Origin of the sequence: Acinetobacter sp. ME22, from assembly GCF_022012315.1 — a bacterium.
Taxonomy (GTDB): domain Bacteria; phylum Pseudomonadota; class Gammaproteobacteria; order Pseudomonadales; family Moraxellaceae; genus Acinetobacter; species Acinetobacter brisouii_A.
Window position 1 is genome coordinate 1 of the sequence record NZ_JAKLTL010000040.1, and the last position, 1,052, is coordinate 1,052.

General features: G+C 35.9%; 1 pseudogene. It reads right to left on the minus strand.

Annotated elements, in window-relative coordinates:
• Positions 1–1,052, minus strand: a pseudogene (locus tag LVY74_RS17580) (hypothetical protein); the annotation flags it as partial.

The following is a 1,052-nucleotide window of genomic DNA, read 5'->3' on the forward strand; positions in this document are numbered from 1 at the left end:
CCTTTAACTCATCTTCAATTACTTTTATTTCAGCTTGTTTTAGTTTTTGTGCCTCTTTATCTTTAGGTAAATTAGCATAGACTGATTTGGTGACTTGCCCAGTTGCTGCTTCTCGTAGTATATCTTGATATTCAAGCAAGATATCTACCGTTTCTTTGCCAGCTAAGGCTTTAGTGGTTTTATTTTCACAGTCGGTATTATGTACCCAAAGTCCAGTAATACCGATATAATAAGTATGATAGTCAGCAACTTCTAAATTATAGACTGTGCGAGTAAACGGAATGTACTGATTGTCACTATTTTTAAGTATATTAGTACATTCATCAATATAGACTCCTTTAAGTCCTTTTTGTTCATAATTGGTAACATCGAAAACATATCCTATCGATTTATAATCAGCTTCGGTGATATCAAAGTCTGGCTTCATATCACCATACAAGTAATCTTGCTCGTAGTCTTCATAATAATATTTTTGGTACCAGTATAGGTCAGGGTTGACCTCAGCTTCTCCTACTGCTTGATATTTATAAACAGGTTGGGCTCGTTGCACACTGTACATAACCCCATGTTGATTGACCACAACTTCATAGCGTTGTAGCTCATCAACCCGTTTCCACTGTGGCTGCTCATAAAATACCACTACATTATCTTGTAATAATCCTATTATCCAAATTGGATGATTTGGTGTTACCAAAAATTCAATTTCACGTGATGCAGATTTATATTGTTTATAATCCAACATATTGCCCTGTTGGTCTTCAAGCTGTATAAGTTTAGTAGTCTCTACTAACCATATCGGCTTATCGTGATGGATAAAAGTTTGAGCCACTGTTTGATAAGTAGGTTCACCCATATCATTTTCTGGCTTTGAAAGCACCTTATCTCCTAATTGTACTTTCTCAATAGGAATAACTTTATCTTCATTATCAATTTGTATACGAGTACCACCCACAAAACATCCTAGCGAATCTTGCTCCATATATTGACTGACACTTTCAATCACTGATTGCCATACTTCCTCGCCGATGATGCCTTTATCTTGAGCTTGTTGG